Raw genomic sequence first — 15,221 nt, 5'->3', positions numbered from 1 at the left:
CGCCAGTACCGCAGGCGAGTGCCGACGGGGACGCCGCGGGGAGACGTATGGTTAGCGCGACGTCAGTCGGGTTGGCACTGCTGCCGCTTGTCGCCATCGCGGTCCTGATGGTCGTGCTCTATCAACCCGCCACCCGGACGATGCCGATCGCGTGGGCGCTCGCGGCGGTCGCCGCGTTCGTCGGGTGGAACATGTCGCCGACGCTTATCGCCGCCGCGTCGATCCGCGGCGCGATGACCGCTACTCGGATCCTAGTGATCGTCTTCGGGGCGATCCTTCTGTTGTACACGCTCAAGCAGTCCGGCGCGTTCAACGTGATCAACGCCGGGTTCTCACAGATCAGCGACGACCGCCGGGTGCAGGTGATCCTGCTGGTGTTCCTGATGGGGTCGTTCATCGAGGGGGCTGCCGGGTTCGGCACTCCCGCCGCCATCGTCGGTCCGCTGTTGGTCGGCCTCGGCTTCCCGCCGCTGGCGGCCGTCGTCGTGGCCCTGACGGGAAACATCCTGGCGATCACCTTCGGCGCGGTGGGAACGCCCCTGATCATCGGGCTGCGCGATGTCGTGTTCGCCGAGGGGACCAGTGCCGCCCGGGAGGTGGTCACACAGGGCGGGTTCGAGAGCGTCGGCGCCTACGTCGCCCAGATCGGCGTCTGGGCGGCCCTCATCCACGCCGTAGTCGGCATCGCCATCCCGTTCATCGGCGTCGCGATGATGACCCGCTTCTTCGGGGAGGAGCGGTCGATCCGGCCGGCGATCGAGATCCTCCCGCTTGCGCTGTTCGCGTGGGCGGCGTTCGCGATCCCGTACGTCGCGACGGCGGTGCTTCTCGGTCCGACGTTCCCCGCCCTCCTCGGGGCGATGGTCGGCCTCCTGGTCGTCACGGCGACGCTACGCGCGGGGTATTTCCTGCCCGACGACGACTGGGACTTCGGGCCGCAGTCCCAGTGGCCGGACCACTGGGTCGGCTCCATCGAACCCGGCCAGGGCGTCGGCGGGGCCCGCGGCGACCGGACCGTCGCCGCCGACGGCGGAACGGTCACTACCGGAACGGGTCGCGGCGAGGGGATGTCGCTCGCGACGGCGTGGCTCCCGTACGTCCTGGTTGCGGCGCTGCTCGTGGTGACGCGGGTCGTCGGCCCGCTCCAGTCGTTCCTGGCGAGCACGGGCGTTCTCGTCTGGGAGAACATCCTCGGCACCCCCTTCTCCGAGGGGATCGAACTGTTCTACCTGCCGGGGAGCCTGTTCGTGCTCGTCGCGGTGATCACGTACGCGCTGCACGGGATGAGTTCCGACGAGATCAAGGCCTCGTGGTCGGAGGCGATCCGTAACATCGCGCCCGCGGTGGTCGCGCTGTGGTTTGCCGTCGCGACGGTGATGATTATGCAGCGCACCGGCAGCGCCGTGGTGTTGGAGACGGCGCCGCTGTCGAGCGGGATGCTCGGTCTGCTGTCGGAGCTGACCGCCGGCGCGACCGGCGCTGCGTTCCCGTTCTTCTCCGGATTCATCGGTGCGTTCGGCGCGTTCATCGCCGGGTCGAACACGGTGAGCGACATCCTGTTCGGGCTGTTCCAGTACCAGGCTGCCCAACAGATCGGCGCGCCGACGCAGGTCATCGTCGCCGGCCAGGCGGTCGGCGGCGCCATCGGCAACCTGATCGCGATTCACAACGTGGTTGCGGCGCTCACGGTGGTCGGGCTCATCGGCGAGGAGGGCCGCGTCATCAGACTCGAACTGATTCCGGTCGCCTACTACGGCGTTGCGACCGGTATACTGACCTTGCTGCTCGCGTACGTGGTGGTTCCGAACGGCTTCTGACACGGCGTCGAGCCCGGGGACTCGGTGACGGTGCCGGTTCGACCCCCGACACGTTCAACCAGATGACAACATCAGACACGACGAACGACGATCGAGCCACGTCCCGGGGAGACCCGGCTTCCGACCGGAGGGCCGCCTACGACTACTGCAGCGACGACGTCGAGGCGGCGGAACTGGTCGAAACACTCGACGACCGGGTCGACGGCGACGTGCGGTTCGACTCGTACACGAGGGAACTGTTCGCGACCGACGCCAGCGCCTACCGGGAGCGCCCGGTCGGCGTGGTTGCGCCGCGGTCGACCGCCGACGTCGAGGCGGTGATGACGTACTGTGCGGCGGAGGACGTCCCGGTGCTCCCGCGCGGCGGCGGCACCAGCCTGGCGGGGCAGGCGGTCAACGAGGCGGTCGTTCTCGATTTCAAACGGTATATGAACGAGGTTACCGACGTCGACCCCGACGCCGGGACGGCCCGGGCGCGCCCGGGCGTCACCATCGCCCGGTTGAACGACGCGGTCGAACCGTACGGACTCAAGTTCGCCCCCGACCCCGCGTGGGGCGACAAGAGCGTCCTCGGCGGCGCCATCGGCAACAACACCACCGGCGCCCACTCGTTGAAGTACGGCAAGACCGACGCGTACATCGAATCCTGTGAGGTGGTGCTCGCGGACGGCACCCGCACGACGTTCGGGTGGGTCGACGTCGACGACCTCCACGACCGGGCGGTGGCGGCGCGCGAGGCCGGCTCCCCGATCGAGGCGCAGGTGTACGCCGAGGTGGGTCGGATCCTCCACGAGGAGGCCGCGGAGATCGAGGCGCGGTATCCGCCGCTGAAGCGCAACGTCTCCGGGTACAACCTTGATATGCTGATCGACGACGCCAGGGAACGGGGGGCGGTGAACCTGGCCCGACTGCTGGCCGGAAGCGAGGGAACGCTCGCCATCGTCACCGAGGCGACGGTTTCGCTGGAGCCGATCCCGCCGGAGACGGCGGTCGTGATGCTCACCTACGACGGCGTGGTGTCGGCGATGCGGGACGTCGCTCCGATCCTGGAACACGACCCCGCGGCCGTGGAGGTGATGGACGACGTCCTGCTCGATATGGCGCGTGACACGCCGGAGTTCGCCGACCTCGTGGCGACGCTGCCGGAGGGCACCGACGCGACGCTTCTGGTCGAGTTCTACGCCGACACCCCCGAGGCCGGCCGCCGGAAGGCCGAGGAACTCCTCGCCGACCGGCTGCCGGACGCCGACGCAACGGCCGGGGGCCGGACCGCGACGGACGCCCCGATCCACGCGGTCGACGCGTTGGAGGCGTACGACGACGACCGGCAGGCGCGGTTCTGGAAGATGCGAAAGGCCGGGCTCCCCATCCTGTTGTCGAACACGGGTGACGACAAGCACTGGCCCTTCGTCGAGGACACCGCCGTGCCCCCCGAGGCGCTGCCGTCGTACGTCGCGGACCTCCAGGAGCTGTTCGAGGCCCACGACACGTTCGCGGCCTACTACGCCCACGCGGGGCCCGGCGTTCTCCACATCCGACCGCTCCTGAACCTCAAGTCCGACGACGAACTCGACACGATGTACGAGCTCTCGGAGGCGATCACCGACCTGGTCGTCGAGTACGGGGGGTCGGTCTCCGGCGAGCACGGCGACGGCCGGGCGCGCACCCAGTGGAACCGGAAGCTGTACGGCGACGCGCTGTGGGAGACGTTCCGGGACCTGAAGTCCGCGTTCGACCCGGGGTGGCTGCTCAACCCGGGGACCGTCTGCGGCGACCACGACGCCACCGACGACCTGCGGTACGACCCCGGCTACGAGTTCGACGCCGGATTCGACCCCGTCCTCGAGTGGGACAACGACAACGGGTTCCAGGGGATGGTCGAACTGTGCCACGGGTGTGCGGGGTGTACCGGTCACCAGGAGACCACCGGCGGCGTGATGTGTCCGACTTACCGGGCGGCAGACGAGGAGATCACCAGCACGCGCGGCCGTGCGAACGCCCTCCGGGCGGCGATGAGCGGCGACCTCCCCGCCGACCCGACCGACGAGGAGTTCATGACGGAGATATTAGACCTCTGTATCGGCTGTAAGGGGTGTAAGAACGACTGTCCCAGCGGGGTCGACCTCGCGAAGCTGAAAGCCGAGGTGGTCCACGAACACCACCAACGCGAGGGGATCGGCCTCCGGGACCGGCTGTTCGCCAACGTCGAATCCGTGCTCCGCGCCGGAAGCCTGTTTGCGCCCGTCTCGAACTGGGCGATGGATGTCCCGGGGGTCGGGTGGCTGATGGAGCGGACGCTCGGGATCGCCGCCGAACGGGACCTGCCGTCGTTCAGCCGGCGCACGTTCGTCGACTGGATGACCGACCGCGGCGGGTCGGCGGTCCCGGCCGACGAGGCACACCGCAGGGCGCTGCTGGTCCCCGATCCGTACACGAACTACAGTCACCCGGACGTCGGCGCGGCGGCGGTGCGCGTGTTGGAGGCCGCCGGCGTCCACGTTCGCCTCCCGAACGGGGTTACCGACAGCGGTCGCCCGGCGTTCTCGAAGAGTATGCTAGACCGCGCACAGGCGACCGCAGCGGCGAACGTTTCCGCCCTCGCGCCGCGCGTCCGGAACGGCTGGGACGTCGTCACCATCGAGCCCTCGGATGCGGTGATGTACCAGAACGACTACTTGGATCTTCTCACGAGCGCCGACGCCGAGGCCGTCGCACACAATGCCTACGGAGTGTGTGAGTACCTCGACGTCCACGACCTCGACCGACGGATCGAGTTCGGGCGAGCGGACGGCCACCTGACGTACCACGGCCACTGCCACCAGAAGGCCACGCGGAAGGACCACCACGCCGTGGGCGTCCTCCGGCGGGCGGGGTACGCGGTCGATCCGCTCGACTCGACGTGTTGCGGGATGGCCGGAAGCTTCGGGTACGAGGCGGAGCACGTCTCGATGAGCGTCGCGATCCGCGACCTGCTGTTCGACCAGGTGGACGCTTCGACGGGCGACCGCGTCGTGGCCCCGGGGGCGTCCTGCCGGTCCCAGCTTGCCGCACACGAGGAACTGGACGGCGAGGAGCCCCCGCACCCGATCGAGCTCGTCGACGCGGCACGGAACGCGTGAGCCGTGCCGTACTGTGTGGCCGACGGCACGTGTCGACCGGATCCGTGGTGGCTCCGCCTCGGGCGCCGAGCTATCAGGCGCCCCAACGCGGTCATACGCGCGGCCGACCTCTCGGAGTGTGCCGGCGACCACACGACTGAATCGGGCACTTCTGCCCCGGCGCACCCGCGGCAGCGGTTCTCGGAATCGGGTTCGGCGTCGCGTTCGAGTCCCGAGCGGCGCTACTGCCGTCTCTCGGTCCGATGAGTGCGATCAGGGGGTGGTTCGGCGGATCGGACCCGCGGACGACGTGACGGTGCTCGGCGCTGCGGTCGTGTTGGTCGGGATCCCGATCACGAACCGCGCCGGGTCGGCGTAATCCACAGGGTGCTCCGGGGGACCGCTGTGGCGGCGGGCCCCGCCTTGCGGTCAGCCGAACGCGCTGCTGTCGGTCGGCTTCGTCTGCCGTTTCCCGTGGATGTAGTACGCGAAGAAGCCGGAGATCCCGGTCGTATACGGCATAATGATCGCCATCTTCGAGAACGCGCCGGCGGGGAGCACGGGGGGTTCGGGGACGACTCCGGCCACGCCGGTGACGAGGATCACGAGCGAGACCGCTGCCGCGAGCGCGAAGAAGGCCTCCCCGACGCGCAACAGTTCGGGGCTGTAGCCCGCCGGGCGGTAGCCACAGACCGGGCACCGATCCGCGTCCGTCGGGATCGACTCCTCACACTTGTCGCAGGGCGCGGTCGACCCTCCGTCGTCGGGATCCGTCGCCATATTGGAGCAGAGGGCATCGAGCGTCTTGAGCCTGTTTCACGCCGCAACCCGCTGGCATCGTCACCGGAAGTCGTCCACGAACCGCCCGGGCAAGCGGTCGACGATACGCTCCGGGAGCGCGTCGACGACTTCCTGTGTGGCGATCACCATCGGCTTGCGGACGACGACGTACACTGCGGAGACCCCGACCGCGAGGAGGACGCCCGTCTCGACGGCGCCGTCGACCGCGTACACCACGGGTGCCGCGAACGCGACGGCGACGAGCAGGTCCTCGGGGGCGCCGTCGTATCGCACCCACCGCCGCGGTCGGATCCACCGGCCGTGGTGGTGGCTGTAGACCGCGCGGTCGGACTCCTCACGCCAGGGCCGCAACTCGAGCCCGCCGCCGACCGCGTCCATCGCGGAGTGGACGCCCGCGGCGGCCAGAAACAGCGCCGCCGACGCGGCGGCGAGGGCGAGGCTCGGGGCAATGACCGCGGCGGCGACTGCGCCGACCGACGCGACCGCGGCGGCGACGTTGAAGTACACCGGGAAGTGTAGCGTCCGCCGGTGGCCCGCATACAGGTCGAAGTCCGGGAAGAACCCGCCGACCGCGGCCGCCGCGACGGGGGCCAGCGAGGTGCCGGCCGCGCTCCCGGGAAAGATGGTCCCGACGAGCACGGCGAGGGCGACGCCCGCGAGGGCGTGTGTGGTGGCCATCATTGCCGGTTGTACGGGCACCAGCGGCAAGACCGTTTCGCGTCGTCGGAGACGGTCGATTCGATCCGCCGGCACTCCCACAGCAGCGCGCGGTGCCGCGACCGGAGGCGCCGCACGGGCGTTACACCAATTACCACCGTCTCCGAAACGGTGCGTATGGACTGCCCTCGATGCGGCACCCGACTCACCCGGATCTCCCTGAACGGGGAGGTTCAGTCGGTCTACTGCGAGCAGTGTCGGTTCGCCGACGTCGAGTCCGACCACACCCGGGTCTCGGACGGCGAGGAGACGTGGGACGACGCGCTCCGACGGTTCCGGAGGGCCAACGCGGAGACGGACGGCGAGTCGAACGGGGACGTCGCGGGCGAGCGGGCGCCGGCCCCCGACGACGCGGGAGAGGCGTCCGAGTCGGAGGCCGACGCCGAGTCACCTCCCGCGGGCGATCCGGATCCGGAGGGGGCGACGGACGCCGCCGACGCGGATCGCGGCGACGGGTCGACGGACGACGACGAGGCGGGTACGGAGGACGGTACCGAAACGACGGCTTCAGAGACCGAGTCCGACCGCCCGGCTGACGCCGAGGAGGCGTGATCACGCCGCGGCGGAGCGCCCGGCGTTCCCGGCCGTCGTCGCGAGCAGCCGGGCGACCCCTTCCTCGGGGGAGCGCGTGGACCGACGACCCGATCCGCGTCAGTCCTCGGCGGCCTGCTCTGCGGCCGCGCTGCTGTTGCCGCCACCCGACTCCTCCTCGGAACGGGCCGCGACCAGGGCCCCGCGGGCGACGCTGTACAGCGGGTCGTCGACGCTTCGGACGTCGCTAATGGAGAACGGGATCGTGGTGTCCTCGAGGTGCTGGGCGAACAGCTCCTCGAACCCATCGGGGCTCGATGTCCCGCCGGTCACCACGACGGGGACGTCGAGGCCCTCCTCGACGTCCTCCTCGTCGACCTCCTGGGCGATCATCTCGATCACGTAGTCCAGCAGGTTCTCGTAGTAGATCGACAGCGCGCCCTCCACGCCGCCGACGTCGGTGGTGAAATCCAGCTTGAAGTCGTCCTCCTTGATCGAGGTGACTTTGTCGACCGGGGTGCCGGTGGCCTGGGCGGCCTGGCGGTCGATCCAGTCGCCGCCGCGGGCGATCGAGAACTTCATCACCGGGACGGCGTAGTACGCCAGGCAGATGTTCGTCATCCCGGCGCCGAAGGAGACGCCCAGCCCGGTGAAGTTGTTGTCCGAGAGCTCGCTGTAGATCACCCCCATCCCCTCGTTGATGGGTTCGGGATCGAACCCGGTGTCCGACAGCATCGACTCCAGCGTCTTCTGGTGGTACAGCGTCGAGAGCTCCGAGTCGACGGGGTCCGCCGGCGACGAGAAGAAGATCTTCTCGCCCGGCTCCTCCGGCGCGCCGACCACCTGTTCGGTGATGAGCTTGATCATCGGGATCGCCGAGGCCTCCTCGCTGGAGAGGATCCCCTGCTCCATCGGGCGCCGGGTCTCCTTGTTGAAGATGTTCGCAAAGTTCAGGGCGTCGTCGCCGACGACGTACACCTTGTCGTCCTTCCGGATGTGGAGGACTTCGCTCCGGGACAGCATCTGCTCGGCCATATCGCTGTACTCGATCTCGACGAACGAGTTCCGCTGCTGTACGAAGGTGGTTCCATCCCCCTCGGGGCGGGAGGAGATGATGTTCATCGTACCGACGTCTAGTCCTCGGGCCATACGTCACCCTCAGAAGGCGTGGATAAAAATGTTCAGTGCCATCTGTGAACGCGATGACAGCAGCGCGCCGGGCCCACGGTCCCCGCCTCGGCGGCCGGTACGCAGTCGGTTACCGGAACAGCGACCGGACGGTATCGACGATTCCCCCGTCGTCGTCCGTCGATTCGGACTGCTCGCGGGTCGCTCGAAGCTCCGCCAGGGCGTCGGCCTGCTCGTCGGTTCCGGAGGAACTGCTCTCGGTCTTCGGCCCCTCGCCGCGGAGCCCCTGGAGCCCCGCGACCGCGTCGTCGACGCTCTCGCCGCGGGACTCGGTCGCTTCGACCGTGTCGGGGTCAGGGGCCTCGAACTCGTCGCCCTCCGAGGAGCGGATCGTGATCGACCGCCCCGAGTCGCGCTCGACGCCGCCCCAGTTGACCTCCGCGCCCGACATCGCCTCCTCGATGTCGGCCTGGACCTGCTCGTCGGTGACTGTCTCGCCGCTCGACGAGCCGTCCGCGTCGCCGCCAGCAGTCCCGTCGTCGTCGAGCTGTTCCCGTGCGACCCGCCGCCCCGTCAGTTCGGCGTGGTAACTGGAGAGTGCGGTGCCGGCGGTCGCGACGACGACGACCGCGCCGAGCGCGTACACGCCGACGACGGCGCTCGCGTTGGGGTACCACGCCGCCGGATACACCTGTGAGAACCACGCTGTTCCCGCGATACAGACCACGACGCCGATAGTTCCCGCCGCATCGACCCGACGCGAGACGGGCAAAAGCACCGTCACGCCCAACAGAACTGCCGGGATCCCTGAGGCTCCGGTCAGGACCGCCAGCTCCCAGAGGACGAACTTGAACCTCCCCGTCGGGTCGGTGGTGGTGCTCCAGAGGAAGGTCGCGATCGAGACGACGATCAGGCCCACGCCCGCGAAGAAGAGCGCAAAGCCCGCGTACACCGTTCGACTGTCGGTCACCGGCCCGATGAACTGCCGGTGCCACTCGTGGAGGAGTTCCCCGAGACCGTTTCGCTCCATACCTGTACGATTGTGACGAAGCGCAAATAGCTTCGCCCCGCGACAGTCCTCGGACGGGGGACCGTCCCCGTCGAACGGACGGGCCCGTCCGTCCTCCGCCGCCACGACCGCCCCGGTTCCGGGACGCTTTTCGGCGCCGTCCCCCAACTGGGCGTGTGTTCACCGGAATCATCGAGACCACGGGCACCGTGGTCGAGGCGACCGAGGACGAAGGCGGCCGCCGGCTCCGCATCGCGGTCGACGCCGCGGGAACGGCGGCGGCGTCCGATGCCGACGACGACACCGACGCGAGCGTCGCGGACGCTGCGGTCTCCTACGACGACCTCCACCACGGCCAGTCGATCGCCGTCAGCGGCGCGTGTCTCACCGTCGAGGCGTTCCGGACGGAGCCGACCCCCGAGTTCGAGGTGTTCCTCGCGGCCGAGACAATCGAGAAGACCTATCTCGGCTCGGTCGCGGCGGGCGACGCCGTGAACTTAGAGCGCGCGCTCGCGGCCGACGGCCGGTTCGACGGCCACCTCGTCCAGGGCCACGTCGACACCACAACCGAGATCACCGGGATCGAGCGGGTCGGCGACGACTGGCTCTTCGAGTTCGACCTCCCCGAGGACGTCGAGCGGTACGTCGTCTCGAAGGGGTCGATCGCGATCGACGGCATCAGCCTCACCGTCGCGGAGCGCGGCGCCGACCGGTTCGCGGTTGCGATCATCCCCACCACCTACGACCTCACCAACCTCTCGGAGAAGTCCGTCGGCGACCCGGTCCACGTCGAGGTCGACGTGATCGCGAAGTACGCAGAGCGGATGATCGAGGGCTACGCCGACCGCGTCGCCGGCGAGTCGGATTCCTCCCACGGCTAAAGCCGTGGGCTTTCCTCGCATCTCTGTGAGTCGCTTCGGCGGCCTCGCTCACTCGAACTCGGTCAACTCCGACTCGAAGTCGGACTCGGTCGGCGCCGGCCGGTGGGCCTCCCGGTAGCTGTCGCGGTACTGCTGGATCTTCCCGAGTAAGAACAGCGCCAGGATCCCGTCGTAGATGACCACGTAGATCAGGAACGGCGCGAACCCCGAGAGGCCGGTGATCAGCCCGATCACCCCCGACCCGATCCCGACCGTGGCGTTGTACGTCGCGTGGACGAACGCCGCGATCAGGATCCCCTTCACCACGATCGGTCCCCGACGCCCCGGGTTGAACTTCGCGAGCCCGAGGTAGTAGCCCGCGATCGCGGAGTAGATGACGTGTCCCGGACCGGCCAGCGCCCGGATCGCAGTGATCCCGCCGCCCGCCCCGATCAGCCCCAGTCCGAGGTCGAGTTCGGTCGCGGGCAGCTGGCGGGTGATGTACAGCGCGTTCTCGATGACCGCAAAGCCCAGCCCCGCCATCGCGCCGTAGACCGCGCCGTCGAGGACGGCGCCGAACCGGTCGTCGGTGTAGGCGTACAGCCGGACTGCGAGCAGCTTTACGCCCTCCTCTGCCGGCCCGACGACGATGAAGAAGAACAGTATCATCCCGATCCCGCCGAGCCCGCCGAAGAACGGCCGGAGGGCGGTGTTGAGCAGCGCCGCGAAGTTCGCGGTCAGCACGCCGAGCAGGAACGTCGCAACGAGAAGCGACACCGGCTCGCTCGAGGTGACGTCGGTGGAGTAGACGTACGCCGCGAGCCCGACCGCCGGTACGGCCGAAAGCACTGTGAGTAGTCCGATCTCGGGGTCGGTGATCGCCGCGAACCCGCCGATCCCGACGAGGAGGAGGAAGGCGACCCCGATGACGGCCAGCCGGGCGGAGCCGGCGGCCGCCCACCAGAGGATCTCGGCGACCCTGTCGAGTCGGCTCCGGGCCTCCCAGGTAGCGACCTCGTAGAGGTCCATCGAGTCGTCCGCCGCCTCCTCGATCGGATCCCGCGGCTGGCTCATTGCGAGCGGGTTACGCCCCCGCCGCCTAATGCTTTCGGCCCCGTCCTCGGAGTACAGTTCGGATAAGCACGGAGTCGTCACGACTCGGGGGAAGCGGAGACCGGAAGCCCCCGTCGGCCTCCTCCGAGCCCACCCGACGGTGGATCCCCGACCGGCCATCGCCCATCCGAACACCGCGTGCCCTCGTGATCTCCACAGGTTATATATGATCCACCACGGCAGAACAAACAGTGACAGGACAGTTCGCCGGTCGGGGCGGTGGTGTGGTGCGGCCGTCGACGGCGGGTAGGTCGTGATCGTATGGTCTTTGGACTCCCGACCCCGGCTCTCATCCTCGGACTGACCGTGGTGTCGGTACTGCTCATCGTGACCGACAGGCGGACCGCCTTCGAACGGCGGGTTCGGCAGCGGTTCAACATCGACCGCGACTGGTGGGTGCCCGTCGTCGCGTTCGCGGTCGCGGTGGGGCTCTCGATCGTCGGTACGTCGGCGGTCCGGACCGCCTTCGCCGAGAAACTGGACATCATCGTCCTCATCTTCTCGTTCGGGATTATGTCCGAAGGTCTCGGCGTGTCCGGCTTCTTCAGCTATCTCGCGTACAAGATCGTCGCCATCTGCGAGGGCAACTCGACGCGGTTGGTGCTGTATATGTTCACGATGACGTCGGCGGTCACGCTGTTCACGACAAACGACATCGTCGTGCTCGTGTTGACGCCAGTCATCGTGGAGATCTGCTTCCAGGCCGGCATCAGAAACACCAAACCGATCCTCCTGTCGCAGTTCGTCGCCGCGAACACGCTGTCGATGGGGCTGCTGATCGGGTCGCCGACGAACATCATCCTCGCCGAGGAGTTGGGCATCAACTTCTTCGATTACCTCGCGCTGATGATCCTGCCCGCGGTCGTCGCGTTCGGGTCGTCGTTCCTGCTCATCACGCTCATCATCCGGGCGACCGAGAGCGAGCGCACGGGCCTGTTCGACGACCTGCACATCCAGCCGGAGTACTCGATGCCCGACCAGGTCCCCGAGCCGTACTTTACCACTCAGATGCGCAACTGGATCCTCATCTTTGCGACGTTCGTCGTCCTCGTCGCGGTGGTGACGTTCGTTCGGCTGTCGCTGTACTGGTGTGCCATCCCCAGCATCCTCATCGCGCTGCTCTACTGGCAGCGCGCGGATGTCCACGAGGAGCCGGTCACAGAGCCGCTCAAGCGACTTCCCTACGGGGTGTTCTTCTTCGGGATGACGTTCTTCGTGTTCGCCGAGGCGTTCGGCGGGACGCCGTTCGTCGAGACGACAATCATCCCCGCCGTACAGTCCTTCTTCGGCAGCTCGCCGGTACGGTCGGCGGTCGTGGGTGTGTTCGGCTCGGGCGTTATGGTCAACATCTTCAACGACCTCCCCGCCGCGGCGCTGGTGGCGACGGTGCTGTCGCAGGTCGAGTTCGCATCGTCGGTGACCCGAACCATCCTCATTCAGGCCTCGCTGGCCGGCCTCAACATCGGAACCTACGTGACCCAGGTCGGTGCCCTCGCGGGGCTCATCTGGTTCAACCAACTGCGCATCCAGCGGCGTCGCCAGCGGGACACGTTCCCGGAACTCGTCGAGGAGATGTCGTTCCCGGGTCGGGGTGACCTCGTCCGGTACGGCATCCTCCACTTCGTGTTCACCGGCCTCTCGATCGGCCTGTTCCTCGTGTTCCTTTGGGTGTTGCTGTCGGTGTTGATCGGGCCGTACTGACTTCAGTGGCGCCGGGACACGCCGCGGTCGGCGCACCCGTCCCGATCCGGTCGCTCCGCCCCGGTTCGTGGCTCGCTCAGATCCGTGGGAACGACAGGAGGTATTGTCGTCGGTGATCCGGTGGTCACGGGTCGGTTCGTCGAGCCGAACCGACAGCGGAGCGCTGGCGTCGGGGGTTCGATCGAGCGTCAGCGTCGTGAACGGGATGATGTCGTGGCGGCCGTACTCGCGCTGTTCGTCGACGATATCGCGCAACTCCGTGTCCGCCACCCGGTCGGTCGTCGTCTCCATCTCCTCGAGCGTGGCGAGGTCATCGACCCTGAACTCCCGCAGGTAGAACGCGCTCTCGACCGCCCAGTCGACCGCCTCCCGGCGGTCCCACCTGCCCTCCTGGATCAGCTCCTGCGCCGGCCGACTCGTCCGGAACTGCACGAGGTTGTGGAGGAACAGCCGCTGGGTCTGTTTGGTCTGCAGCACCTTGTCCACGGCCAGATACCGGTACTCCTCGTTGCTCGACCCCGGATCGGCCTCGACTCCGAGGAGCACGTCGTTGTGATCGATGTCGGTCGTCGGCCGGTCCAGTCGGTTGTCGATCGCGTCCAGGATCCGGAGGAGCTCCACGCTGGGGTCGGCGCTCGTGTGGTCCAGGAACAGCAGGATCTTGTCGCCCGGTTTCACCTGCCGCGGACTGTCCGCCGTCTCGGAGAACAGCATCTCCAGTAGGTGTTGTGTCGAGCGGTACTCCGCGTAGTTGATATCGCCCTCCGCCTGGGGCGTCACCTGGTTGCTCGAGGTGTACACCGTCAGGTGGCGGTCCGCCTCCGCGGCGTGATCGCCAAACGAGAGGACGAACGCCTCGGCGCGGGCGTTGTAATTGATCATAAATATGTCGCCGCCGGAGGGCTCGGCCTCCGTCCCGTCGAGCGCGTCGTCGCCGCGTTTGGTCAGTTGGACGGTCGCCGTCGCGGTCTCCATCTGCTGGTTGAGATACGCCGAGGAGAAGTCGATCGGGATGCTCGACCCGGACACGTCGGTCAGCAGCCCGTACAACACCCCGATTTCGGACGTCGGTCGCTCGGCGATCGTCCCGGCGAGCCGGAGCCGGATCTCCTCTAAGGCGGCTCGCTTCCGCTCGGCCAACTCCGTCTGGGTGACGGCGTCCCGCCGGTCGAACCGGCGCTCCCGGAACGTCCGGACGTCCTCAAGAGCGGTCAGCTCCGACTCGGTGAGCGGCGCGGCGTCGAAGGTGTAGTTTTCGAGCCCGTACCCGTCGACCCACGCCGGCACGTCGGCGGCGTCGGTGAGGTTGAAGTACTCCTCCAACTCCCGGAGCGGGTCGCCGACGTTCAGCCGGATGAGGTCCCGGACGTCGTCCTGGAAGCTCACCGCGTGGAGGTGGTCGCGGAACTCCGTCGGTTTGAGGCTGTGGGAGACCCCCGTGAGCTTGCGGCTGTCCGACAGCCACACCGTACTCGGCGGGTCGGCCGTTCGGTTGGGGTTGTTCTCGATGTCGTCGATGTGCTGGTTGAGTTGCGTCACCAGCCGGAGGTTGGCGTAGTCGGTCTCCCCCTCGGTGTCCGGGAAGATGTACAGTTCCTCGCTTTCGAGGACGTCGTACTGCTCGAACAGGAGATCCTCGGAGTAGGACAGCTGTTCGATGGCCGTCCGGTAGTCGCGGGTGTCGGTCTCATCGAGCCCCTCGACGAAGCTCCTTGCGTCCTGGAGGTGATTCTCCTTTGCGAACAACACGACGAAGGCGTCCGACTGGTCCAACAGCACCTCGATGAACTCGTCGTACATCTCCCGATAGTTGAACACGATGACCCGGTGGGAGCCGATGTTCCCCTCGGCCATCTGCGTAATGAGCGTCTCGTGGGCCCGCTCGGAGGTGAACCGCACGATCGTGAACACGGACCCGATGACGACTACCGGAAACACCCCCGAGAGGACGAGCGCGACCAGGCTGTTCGGGTAGGCCCCCTGTTGGAGGCCGGTTACGACGAAGACCGCGATCCAGAGCGCGTAGTCGACGAGTCCGGTGAACGCCTGTTCGGTCCCGTACAACGACGTGTGTAGCGTCTCCGCCCAGTAGACGGCGACCAGGAACACCACCGCCAACACTCCGGTGATGATGACGGTGTACGTCTTCCGGTAGCGGATGCTCCAGACGCGGAGGTCGGTCAGAAACCGGAACAGGTCGTCGAGGTGCCCGATGACGATACCCTTCCGCTTGAACGTCCGCGAGAGACTGTACCCGCCCAGACACAGCAGCAGCAGATAGAGCCAGAAGAGACTCCAGGCGAGCAGCCCTGGGGACTGCAGGAAGCCGTGGGTTGTCACGATATGCTCCGTTTGGGCCGGGCGTATGCTTGAAACTTTGTCATACGTTCGGAGATCACCGCGGGGAACCGTCCCGGACGCTGTCGTCGCCGACGCCGATTCCGGG

At 67.8% G+C, this 15,221-nt stretch carries 13 protein-coding genes; 8 read left to right on the top strand and 5 right to left on the bottom strand.

All coding sequences use genetic code 11. The features are described 5' to 3' along the window. The first annotated feature begins 47 nt into the window (after nt 1–47). Nucleotides 48–1,817 carry an L-lactate permease gene (locus tag H5V44_RS09615; RefSeq protein ID WP_185192910.1) on the top strand — a complete coding sequence of 590 codons (1,770 nt, stop codon included), beginning with the start codon at nt 48–50 and terminating at the stop codon, nt 1,815–1,817. Nucleotides 1,818–1,879: 62 nt separating this feature from the next. Then, nucleotides 1,880–4,936: an FAD-binding and (Fe-S)-binding domain-containing protein gene (locus H5V44_RS09610; RefSeq protein WP_185192909.1), complete on the top strand. Its 3,057-nt coding sequence runs from the start codon at nt 1,880–1,882 to the stop codon at nt 4,934–4,936. Between the two features lie 408 nt (nt 4,937–5,344). On the opposite strand, the gene H5V44_RS09605 is transcribed toward H5V44_RS09610, so the two are convergent. Together H5V44_RS09605 and H5V44_RS09600 are read right to left on the bottom strand one after the other, a co-directional pair. After that, nucleotides 5,345–5,695 (bottom strand): hypothetical protein, encoded by a 351-nt coding sequence (locus H5V44_RS09605; protein ID WP_185192908.1) that lies wholly within the window; start codon nt 5,693–5,695, stop codon nt 5,345–5,347. A gap of 60 nt (nt 5,696–5,755) precedes the next feature. Next, nucleotides 5,756–6,397: a metal-dependent hydrolase gene (locus tag H5V44_RS09600; protein ID WP_185192907.1), complete on the bottom strand. Its 642-nt coding sequence runs from the start codon at nt 6,395–6,397 to the stop codon at nt 5,756–5,758. Nucleotides 6,398–6,550: 153 nt separating this feature from the next. Here H5V44_RS09600 and H5V44_RS09595 point away from each other — a divergent pair, with 153 nt between their 5' ends. Continuing rightward, nucleotides 6,551–6,985, top strand: a complete 435-nt coding sequence (locus H5V44_RS09595) for a hypothetical protein (RefSeq protein ID WP_185192906.1) — start codon at nt 6,551–6,553, stop codon at nt 6,983–6,985. 99 nt (nt 6,986–7,084) lie between these two features. Here the strand turns inward: H5V44_RS09595 and H5V44_RS09590 are convergent, their stop codons facing one another. Further along, nucleotides 7,085–8,113, bottom strand: coding sequence for a cell division FtsA domain-containing protein (locus H5V44_RS09590; protein WP_185192905.1), 1,029 nt, complete (start codon nt 8,111–8,113; stop codon nt 7,085–7,087). Between the two features lie 109 nt (nt 8,114–8,222). Next, nucleotides 8,223–9,122, bottom strand: coding sequence for a DUF7139 domain-containing protein (locus tag H5V44_RS09585; RefSeq protein ID WP_185192904.1), 900 nt, complete (start codon nt 9,120–9,122; stop codon nt 8,223–8,225). Between the two features lie 155 nt (nt 9,123–9,277). Between H5V44_RS09585 and H5V44_RS09580 the strand changes: the two genes are divergently transcribed. Beyond that, nucleotides 9,278–9,982: a riboflavin synthase gene (locus tag H5V44_RS09580; RefSeq protein ID WP_185192903.1), complete on the top strand. Its 705-nt coding sequence runs from the start codon at nt 9,278–9,280 to the stop codon at nt 9,980–9,982. Between the two features lie 48 nt (nt 9,983–10,030). Here the strand turns inward: H5V44_RS09580 and H5V44_RS09575 are convergent, their stop codons facing one another. Further along, the gene (locus tag H5V44_RS09575) at nt 10,031–11,035 is read right to left on the bottom strand and encodes a PrsW family intramembrane metalloprotease (RefSeq protein WP_185192902.1); all 1,005 of its coding nucleotides are present in this window, start codon (nt 11,033–11,035) and stop codon (nt 10,031–10,033) included. Nucleotides 11,036–11,335: 300 nt separating this feature from the next. On the opposite strand from H5V44_RS09575, the gene H5V44_RS18145 reads away from it, so the two are divergent. From H5V44_RS18145 to H5V44_RS18130, 4 genes are all read left to right on the top strand, one after another. Continuing rightward, nucleotides 11,336–12,775, top strand: a complete 1,440-nt coding sequence (locus H5V44_RS18145) for an ArsB/NhaD family transporter (protein WP_185192901.1) — start codon at nt 11,336–11,338, stop codon at nt 12,773–12,775. A 120-nt stretch (nt 12,776–12,895) separates the two neighbouring features. Continuing rightward, complete coding sequence (locus tag H5V44_RS18140) at nt 12,896–13,498, top strand: hypothetical protein (protein ID WP_185192900.1); 603 nt, start codon at nt 12,896–12,898, stop codon at nt 13,496–13,498. A 217-nt stretch (nt 13,499–13,715) separates the two neighbouring features. Then, on the top strand, nt 13,716–14,027 hold the full coding sequence (locus H5V44_RS18135) for a hypothetical protein (protein WP_185192899.1): 312 nt from the start codon (nt 13,716–13,718) through the stop codon (nt 14,025–14,027). A gap of 143 nt (nt 14,028–14,170) precedes the next feature. After that, a complete protein-coding gene (locus tag H5V44_RS18130; RefSeq protein WP_185192898.1) occupies nt 14,171–14,851 on the top strand; it encodes a hypothetical protein in 681 nt (226 codons plus the stop codon). Nucleotides 14,852–15,221 lie beyond the last annotated feature (370 nt).

This window comes from Halobellus ruber (assembly GCF_014212355.1).
GTDB lineage: Archaea > Halobacteriota > Halobacteria > Halobacteriales > Haloferacaceae > Haloquadratum > Haloquadratum rubrum.
The sequence above is the reverse complement of the archived record's forward strand: the minus strand, read 5'-3'. Positions and strand labels throughout refer to the sequence as shown.